Here is an 8,364-nt window from a genome sequence, read left to right on the forward strand (position 1 = left end):
TGGCCCCGTTGAACCGACAGGACTTTTACCTATGCAAGACGATTTGCAACATGCAGTGCAGTTCGCAGTGGATCATGAATCGCTTTGGGATCGCCATGTCGATGGCGCATGGGGCGTGCATGTGAACGACCCGCCGCCATGGAACCGGCTGCTCGGCCCCGTACATGACCGCGGCCCGGTATCCGGCACAATCGCGGTCGATGGTCGCGTGTTGACCTCATGGGGCGAACCCGACCGGGCCGATCTGACCTTCAGCGTCGCCAAGATGTACCTTGCCCTGCTCGCCGGTGTCGCGCATGATCGCGGGCTGCTGCCGGACGTCGACGAACCTGTGCGTGTCAGGGTGCCGGGCATAGGCTTCGATGACGAACACAATGCCTCGGTAACGTGGGCACATCTGCTTCAACAGACGAGCGAATGGCAAGGCGCGTATTTCGGCCTGTCAGACCAGGCCGACCACTATCGGGCCGTCAACTTTGCCGCACCGCCTGATGGCAAAAAAGGCGACCTGCGTCCATTGCAACGTCCCGGTACATACTGGGAATACAACGATGTGCGTATCAACCAGCTTTCACTGGCGCTTCTCCATCTGTTCCGGAAACCGTTGCCTGAAGTGTTCCGCGAAGCGATCATGCGGCCTGCCGGGGCGAGTGAAAACTGGCAATGGGTCGGCTACGACAACGCATGGGTCGAGATCGACGGTCGGCGCATGCAGTCTGTTCCGGGCGGCACGCACTGGGGCGGCGGAATGTCGGTCAGTGCGAACGATCAGCTCAAAGTGGCGCAGATGCTGCTGAATGAGGGTGTGGTGGACGGCCAGCACATCCTGTCCCGCGAGTGGATTGCGCGCATGCGCACGCCGTGCGCGCTCGCGCCGTTCTACGGCTATCTGGTATGGCTCAATACTGATCGCAAGATATTCCCGAGTATTCCAGCGTCGAGTTATCTCGGCGTCGGCGCCGGCAGTTCCTTTACCTGGATCGAGCCCGACCGTCGGATGACGGTTATCGTTCGCTGGCTGAATCCGGCCTACGCTGACGCGTTCTTTGGGCGGGTCCTCAAAGCAGTCGACGCGAGCGGCACCTAACCTATGGCGTGTTCACACTAATGGTGCTTGCATGTAGACTTCGGGAATGGAACTTACCGAAGCTCAATTTAAAACGATCGAACATTGTTTGCCGCGCCAGCGTGGCAACGTCAGCATGTCGAACCTTCAAGTGTTGAATGCAATTCTTTATGTTGCCGAGCATGGTTGCAAGTGGCGTGGTTTGCCGAAGCGCTTTGGCCGGTGGCACACGATCTATACGCGGATGAACCGTTGGTCCAAAAGCGGAGTGCTGGATCGCGCATTTACCGAATTGCAGCGTGCGCAGATCGTTCGTATCAGGCTCGAGGTAGTCTCGCTGGATAGCACGATCGTAAAGGTGCATCCAGATGGGACCGGTGCATTAAAGAAAACGGACCCCAGGCTATCGGCAAGTGCCGAGCCGGATGGACCACCAAGATTCATATGGTTGCCGCGGATGCTCGAACAGCCATAAAATTCGCGCTTTCTCCCGGACAAGCCGGTGATGCACCGCAGGGGCGAGCCTTGCTCCAAAGCCTTGGGCCACCCAATCGGCCACTGCACCTGCTGATGGACAAGGCATACGAAGGCAATGAGACACGGCAACTGGCGCTGGATCTGGGTTTTATCCCCGTTGTTCCGCCAAAGAGCAATCGCCTTGAACCGTGGGAATACGATCGGGAAATGTACAAACGCCGAAACGAGGTGGAACGACTGTTCCGCCGTCTTAAAGGCTTCCGGCGCATCTTCTCGCGATTCGACAAACTGGATGTAATGTTCATCGCCTTCATCAATTTCGCGCTCATCGTCGATGGACTCAGGTAGTGTGAACACGCCCTAGTAACGTGTAGAAACCCGATTCCAGAAATATTCACCAGAGCCTGGCATGACTGGGTGACCGGCAGGCTCGACGCAACAGTGCGTGCCGGTCTAACCGTGTCGGTATTCGCCAGTCACCCGGATTTGCACCAGACCTTCATCGATGTACATGTCGAAAGAACACCGGCCCGTCATTTCGGCGTGCCCTTACCGCGCGTTTCGGAAAGGAACCACGGAATGACGATGCCCAGCCGGTAGCATGAGCTCATGATGAGCACGGCATGCGATACGCCGCCGAATGCCCTGATCATCGAACCGGAGATGACCAGGAAGACCCGCTACACCACCTCCCACAGACTCAATCCAGCAGCAATGCGCCCGTTCTGAACGCAGTCGCGCCGGCGACCTGCGCAACCGGCAAACCGGCCGACGCAAACCCAAGTAAATGACGTGCGTAAAGCACGCCGGTGGTCGTCGCGGTCAACGTCGTGACCTGATCCGTGAGCGGATCGACGATGTCTGCGACCGGCTGGCCCGCTTCGATCCATGCGCCCGCTTCCGCGCGAAACACGAGCACGCCGCTCACCGGCGCCGTGATCGATTCCGAACCCGCGAACGGTGTGGCGGGGAACAGCAACGCGGGCAACGGTGCGGCTTCAGCGTCGATGACGCCGCGATGGCTCAGATAGTTGAGGATCGCCTGAGCGTCCTGTTCGGCGAACTCATACGAAACGTCGCACTGACCGCGCAGTTCCACCGTGACTGAGATGCCGCCATTGGGAATCGGATGCTGCTTGCCGTAACGCGCGCGCAGATTGGACCAGCAAAAACTGTGAATTTCGTCGAATGGATTGCCGGCCGCGTTCAGCGTCAACAGCGACGCTTTGGCGCCGATATAACGCGCGAGCGGTTCGACGTCTTCCCAGGTATCCGGATTGGTGTACAGATGCATCACCGCATTCAGATCGCAATGCAGATCGAGCACGACATCGGCATCGTAAGAGAGCTTTTGCAGCGCAAGCCGTTGCGAATCGAGTTCGGTGACGGGTGCCTGCTCGTCGAGCGCTTCACGCATGGCGGCGCGCACGGCAACGCGGTTTGCGTCGATGTCGCCCGTCAGGTGTCCTTCGACGCGCGGCATCACCAAGGCCGTCAGATCGTAAAAGTGACGGTTGAAGTTTTGCGCCGTATGCGTTTCAAAGCGACCGAGATGGGCGCCGAGCAGATGTTGATTGAGACCGATCGGATTCGAAACCGGCACGACGACCACTTCGCCGCGCAGCTTGCCGGCCGCTTCAAGGACAGCCAGATGCTTGCGTAGACGCCAGGCGACCAGCATGCCCGGCAGTTCGTCGGCGTGCAGCGACGACTGAATGTAAATCTTCTGGCCGCCAGTCGGGCCATAGTGAAAACTGGTCAGGTGGCGTTCGGTGCCGAGTGTCCGGGAAATAAGCGGATGCGTTCTGGTGTGCATGGATTCAGCCGGTGAAAACGCCGGGGCACTTCCGGCCCCCGCGCGGCAACGTTATTTGAGGCTGCCGGTAAGAAACTGGCCCAAGCGTTCGCTTTTCGGGTTGACCAGCACATCTTGAGGATGGCCTTCTTCTTCGATCTTTCCCTTATGCAGAAAGACCACATGATTCGACACGTTACGGGCAAAGCCCATCTCGTGCGTGACTACGATCATCGTACGGCCTTCTTCAGCCAGGGCTTGCATCACTTTCAAAACTTCACCGACCAGTTCCGGGTCGAGCGCCGATGTGGGTTCGTCAAACAGCATGACTTCGGGCTCCATGGCCAGCGCGCGCGCAATAGCCACCCGCTGTTGCTGGCCGCCGGAAAGATGGGACGGATACTTGCCTTCCATGCTGGCGTTGAGCCCGACCTTGGTCAGGTACTTGCGGGCCCGCGTTTCCGCTTCCGCCCGGCTCAACCCCAACACGCTGATCGGCGCTTCGACGATGTTTTCAAGCACGGTCATGTGCGCCCACAGGTTGAAGTGCTGAAACACCATCGACAACTTCGTGCGCATCTTCTGCAGTTGCTTGTGATCGCTCACCCGCAGGGAGCCGTTCCGATCCGGCTGGGTCTGGATCTCCTCCGCGTTGAGGGTGATGCGTCCCGAGCAAGGCTGCTCAAGAAAATTAATGCAACGCAGAAACGTGCTTTTACCTGAGCCGCTCGAACCGATGATGCTGATGACATCGCCGGCCTTCGCCTTGAGCGATACGCCCTTCAGAACCTCGTTGTCACCGAACTTCTTGTGCAGGTCGTCGACAATCAGCTTATACATATCTCGATACACTCCATCTTGGCTGAGGGTAGCCAGGTTCAATGCCCTTGCGGCTTCAAATAGGCCAGCATGCGTGTTTCCATTCTGCGAAACGCCCAGACCAGCGTAAACACGATGCAGGCGTACAGCACAGCGGCAATGCTGTAGGCCTGAAAAGATGCGTAGGTTGCCGAGTTCACGTCGCGCGTCACTTTCAGGATGTCAGGGATGGTGGCCGTGAAAGCGAGCGTCGTCGCGTGCAGCATGAGGATGACCTCGTTGCTGTAGTTGGGTAGTGCGCGCCGCAACGCGGACGGCAGGATGATCCGCGTGTAAAGCTTGAATCGGGACATTCCGTAAGCCTGCGCGGCCTCGATTTCGCCATAGGCGGTCGATTTGATCGCGCCGGCAAATATCTCCGTGGCGTAAGCGCATTCGTTCAATGCAAAAGCAAGCAGCGTACAGTTCATCGCGTTACGGAAGAACGTGTCGAGCAGGACGTGCGAGTGGATGAACTGAAGACTGTAGAGCCCCGTATAGCAAAGCAGCAACTGCACGTAGAGCGGTGTGCCGCGGAACACATACGTATAGAGCCAGACGGGTCCGGAGATGAAGCGGTTGCGCGACGACCGGGCTACCGCCAGCGGGACGGCGAGGCAGAAGCCCAGTCCGATCGACGCGACCAGCAACCATAGGGTGACGACAAGGCCGCTATACCGGTAACCGTCGGTGTACAGGTAGGCTTGCCAGTATTGCCTGACGAGTTCGATCACAGTACGGCCCTCCGGACACCTGTCGAGTAGCGTTTTTCCAGCCAGATCAACACGAGGTTAGACACGGTGGTGATCACCAGATAGATCGCGCCCGCTGTCAGCGTGAAAAAGAAAAACTCAAGCGTGCTCTTGCCCGCGTCCTGCGACGCCTTGACCACGTCGGCGAGACCGATGATCGACACCAGCGCGGTGGCTTTGACCAGCACCTGCCAGTTGTTGCCGATGCCAGGCAGAGCGAAGCGCATCATTTGCGGGAACATGATGCGGCTAAACACGCGCCACGAACTCATGCCGTACGCGAAGCCTGCTTCGAGCTGTCCGCGTGGAACGGAGAGAAAGGCGCCCCGGAACGTCTCGGTGAAGTACGCGCCGTAGATGAAGCCGAGTGTAATGACGCCGGCCACGAAGGGGTCGATGTCGATCTGATCGAAACCGAGCGCGTCGGTCAGATTGTTGAGCAGGATCTGAATGCCGTAGAACAACAACAGCATCAACACGAGATCGGGAACGGATCGAATCAGCGTCGTATAGAGCGTGCCGATGTGGGAGAGCACGCGGTTCGGCGATAACTTCGCTGCAGCGCCGCCGAGACCCAGCAGGAACGAGGCGGCCAGCGACAACACAGCCAGCTTGATCGTTTCCCATGTGCCCGCAAGGAGAAGCGGGCCAAAACCGTGAAAGAACATGAATTGCTATCCTCGATTGCACAGCGTCCCCGTTCTGCACCGGCGATTCGGGCCGGCGGAACGAGTGACGCTGAACCATGGCATACGGCGGGTAGGCCGACGAATGACGCTCAGTTACCGCTTAGCTGCCGTACACGTCGAAGACAAAATACTTCTTCTCGATGGCTTTGTAGGTGCCGTCCTTGATGATGTCGGCGATGGCCTTGTCGATCTTCTCCTTCAGGTCCACGTCGTCCTTGCGCATGCCAATGCCTGCGCCGTTGCCGAGGATCTTCGCGTCGACGATGTCCTTGCCGGCGAACTGGAAGCCCGCGCCGCGCGGCGTATTCAGGAAGCCGATATCGGCCTGCACGGCGTCCTGCAGGGCGCCATCAAGACGGCCGGAGAGCAGGTCGGTGTAGACCTGGTCCTGGTTCTGGTACGGCACGACCCTGGCGCCCTTCGGCTCCCAATAGGTCTTGGCGTAGGTTTCCTGGATCGTGCCCTGTTCGACGCCGATCGTCTTGCCCGCCAGCGATTCCGGTGTAGGCAGCAGGGTCGAGCCTTTCTTCGCAATGAGGCGCGTCGGCGTGTTGAAGAGCTTGTCGGAGAAGGCGACCTGTTCGGCGCGTTGCGGCGTCATGGACATCGACGACAGCACGCCGTCGAACTTCTTCGCCTTCAGCGCGGGAATCATGCCGTCGAAGTCGTTTTCGACCCACACGCACTTGGCTTTCAGACGCGCGCAGATCTGGTTGCCGAGATCGATGTCGAAGCCGGTCAGTTTGCCGTCGGCGCCTTTCGATTCGAACGGCGGATAACTTGCATCGACCCCGAAGCGGATGGTGGACCAGTCTTTTGCGTAGGCGCCAGTTGCGATGGCTGCGAGCGCGATACACAGGGCGAGCTTCTTCATGACTTCTCCAGAAAGGTACTTCGTGACACCGGGTGTTGGGGTTCGAGCCCCGCCGCGTCCGGTATTCGATCCATCGATGTTGTCTAGACGTATCGAATTCAGGGTACATGACGCGCTGGTCTGCGCAACTTGTCTATACAAGATAGCCGGTCAATATTATTCGAAGCAACTGGGGTTTTCTCGTATGCTATTGGCGAAATGTAAGACTGGGATGGGTTTTCAGCGCTTGCTGGTCAAGCTTGGTCTGGCGGATGTGGGTCGCGCAACGAAGCGGTATATACACCTTAAGCGTTGCAATATGTACGGGAATGTCTATACAAGATGGTGCTGGGATCCGCTTGCATCTGGCCGGACGAGCTTGCTCTGGTGATGCCGGATCGCATGCGAAGAGGCCGCGAGTGCGGCCTGGGAGAGGGGAAAGGGGATGTTGCGGGGGACTGGCGGGTGCCTGGAAAACGGGTCCCCCAAAAGAAAAACGCCCCGTAGGGCGTTTTTCAGAACCTTGAAACAAGGGGCGCTTGCTCCCTGCCTGCAAGACTCGTTTAGAACTTATGACGGATACCGACGCGGAATGCCAGTTGGTTGTCCGAACCCGTGCCCGACGTGTTGAAGTAGCTCGTGCTCGAACCGATCTGCGCTTGCAGATTCGTCTTGCCAACCTGACCAGCAGCGATCTGGTAGATGCCCAGTGCATACACGTCCGTACGCTTGCTCAGCGCGTAGTCGACGCTCAGGTCCACCTGGTTCCAGTGGCCCGTGTTGGCGTCGCTCAGGTGCATGTACGTGTAGCCTGCACCAGCCGTCAGCGCCGGCGTGAATGCGTACTTTGCGCCTGCTTCGTACGCAGCGAACGTGGTCGAGCTGCCCGTGATCGGAGCGAAGCGCGTGTTCGTGTACAACGCCCACAGCGTAGCTGCGCCGATCGAGTAACGGCCGCCGACGCCGAACGTGCGCAGATCACGCACGCTGCCCGTCGTCACGTTGGCGATGGCCGTCGAGAATGCCGGGGTTGCCTGGCTCGGGTAACGGATGTCCGTGTACGCTGCGCCGACGCCGAACGGGCCGTTCGCGTAGTTCACGCCAAGGCTATACGCGCGTGACGAACCTGCGACCGGTGCTGCGGTCGTGCCGGTTGCCGGTGCGCCAGCGAATGCGCCAGCCTGGTTCGAGAAACCGTACATCGCGCCGAAGGTCAGGCCCGCGAAATTCGCGCTGCTGAACTTGACTGCGTTGTTGATACGGCTCGACGTCAACTGGTCGACGTCATTGATGTGGTAAGCGTAGTTACCCGCGACGGTCTGGCCACCGGTCGAGTAGTTGCCGCCCAGATAATCCGTCGAAAACGAATACTGGCGACCGAACGTCAGTGCACCGATGCCGTCTTTCGACAGACCGACAAACGCTTGACGGCCGAACAGCGCGCCGCCTTGGCCGAGCGTGCCGTTGCCGCTGTTGAAACCGCTTTCCAACACGAACAGTGCCTTCAGGCCGCCACCGAGGTCTTCGGTGCCGCGCAGGCCCCAACGGCTGCCTTGAGCAACGCCGTCGTCGTACTTGAAGAGGTTGTCGTGACCGGTGGAGGTCTTCGAGTTGTTCACGTAGCTGATACCGGCATCGATCAGGCCATACAGCGTGACGCTGCTTTGCGCATGGGCGGCGCTGGCGAAGACGGCGAGAGTAGCGGCGGTCAATACTTTCTTGTTCAAGACTTTCTCCGATTAAAAATTAAGCGATCGCGACGCCGTGTTCTTTGGCAAGGTCGTGCGATGGCCCGAAATTTAAGGGAACGCAGAGTAAGGTATGTGACAGGTTTGCTTATTTTTGTAATCTGTCGCGCCGGCGCGACACTCACA

General features: G+C 58.9%; 8 protein-coding genes. 2 read left to right on the forward strand and 6 right to left on the reverse strand.

Features of this window, described 5'->3' with window-relative positions; all coding sequences use genetic code 11:
* Positions 1 to 31 precede the first annotated feature (31 nt).
* Together PQQ96_RS16535 and PQQ96_RS16540 are read left to right on the forward strand one after the other, a co-directional pair.
* Positions 32 to 1,087: a serine hydrolase domain-containing protein gene (locus tag PQQ96_RS16535; protein ID WP_408293673.1), complete on the forward strand. Its 1,056-nt coding sequence runs from the start codon at positions 32 to 34 to the stop codon at positions 1,085 to 1,087.
* A 46-nt stretch (positions 1,088 to 1,133) separates the two neighbouring features.
* A protein-coding gene (locus PQQ96_RS16540) for an IS5 family transposase (protein ID WP_408293676.1) occupies positions 1,134 to 1,891 on the forward strand; the annotation gives its coding sequence in 2 pieces (ribosomal slippage) (positions 1,134 to 1,455 and positions 1,455 to 1,891; 759 coding nt in all).
* A gap of 352 nt (positions 1,892 to 2,243) precedes the next feature.
* On the opposite strand, the gene PQQ96_RS16545 is transcribed toward PQQ96_RS16540, so the two are convergent.
* From PQQ96_RS16545 to PQQ96_RS16570, 6 genes are all read right to left on the reverse strand, one after another.
* Positions 2,244 to 3,359: a M14 family metallopeptidase gene (locus PQQ96_RS16545; RefSeq protein ID WP_408293678.1), complete on the reverse strand. Its 1,116-nt coding sequence runs from the start codon at positions 3,357 to 3,359 to the stop codon at positions 2,244 to 2,246.
* Between the two features lie 51 nt (positions 3,360 to 3,410).
* Positions 3,411 to 4,178, reverse strand: coding sequence for an ABC transporter ATP-binding protein (locus PQQ96_RS16550; RefSeq protein WP_408293681.1), 768 nt, complete (start codon positions 4,176 to 4,178; stop codon positions 3,411 to 3,413).
* A gap of 38 nt (positions 4,179 to 4,216) precedes the next feature.
* The gene (locus PQQ96_RS16555; RefSeq protein ID WP_408293684.1) at positions 4,217 to 4,930 is read right to left on the reverse strand and encodes an ABC transporter permease; all 714 of its coding nucleotides are present in this window, start codon (positions 4,928 to 4,930) and stop codon (positions 4,217 to 4,219) included.
* Positions 4,927 to 5,616, reverse strand: coding sequence for an ABC transporter permease (locus PQQ96_RS16560; protein ID WP_408293687.1), 690 nt, complete (start codon positions 5,614 to 5,616; stop codon positions 4,927 to 4,929). The genes PQQ96_RS16555 and PQQ96_RS16560 overlap by 4 nt, the downstream gene beginning before the upstream one ends.
* 121 nt (positions 5,617 to 5,737) lie before the next feature.
* Positions 5,738 to 6,511 carry an ABC transporter substrate-binding protein gene (locus PQQ96_RS16565; RefSeq protein WP_408293689.1) on the reverse strand — a complete coding sequence of 258 codons (774 nt, stop codon included), beginning with the start codon at positions 6,509 to 6,511 and terminating at the stop codon, positions 5,738 to 5,740.
* Between the two features lie 542 nt (positions 6,512 to 7,053).
* Entirely contained in the window at positions 7,054 to 8,217 is a 1,164-nt protein-coding gene (locus PQQ96_RS16570; RefSeq protein WP_408293692.1) for a porin, read from the reverse strand.
* Positions 8,218 to 8,364: the final 147 nt, after the last annotated feature.

Origin of the sequence: Paraburkholderia sediminicola, assembly GCF_046027825.1 — a bacterium.
GTDB lineage: Bacteria > Pseudomonadota > Gammaproteobacteria > Burkholderiales > Burkholderiaceae > Paraburkholderia > Paraburkholderia sediminicola_D.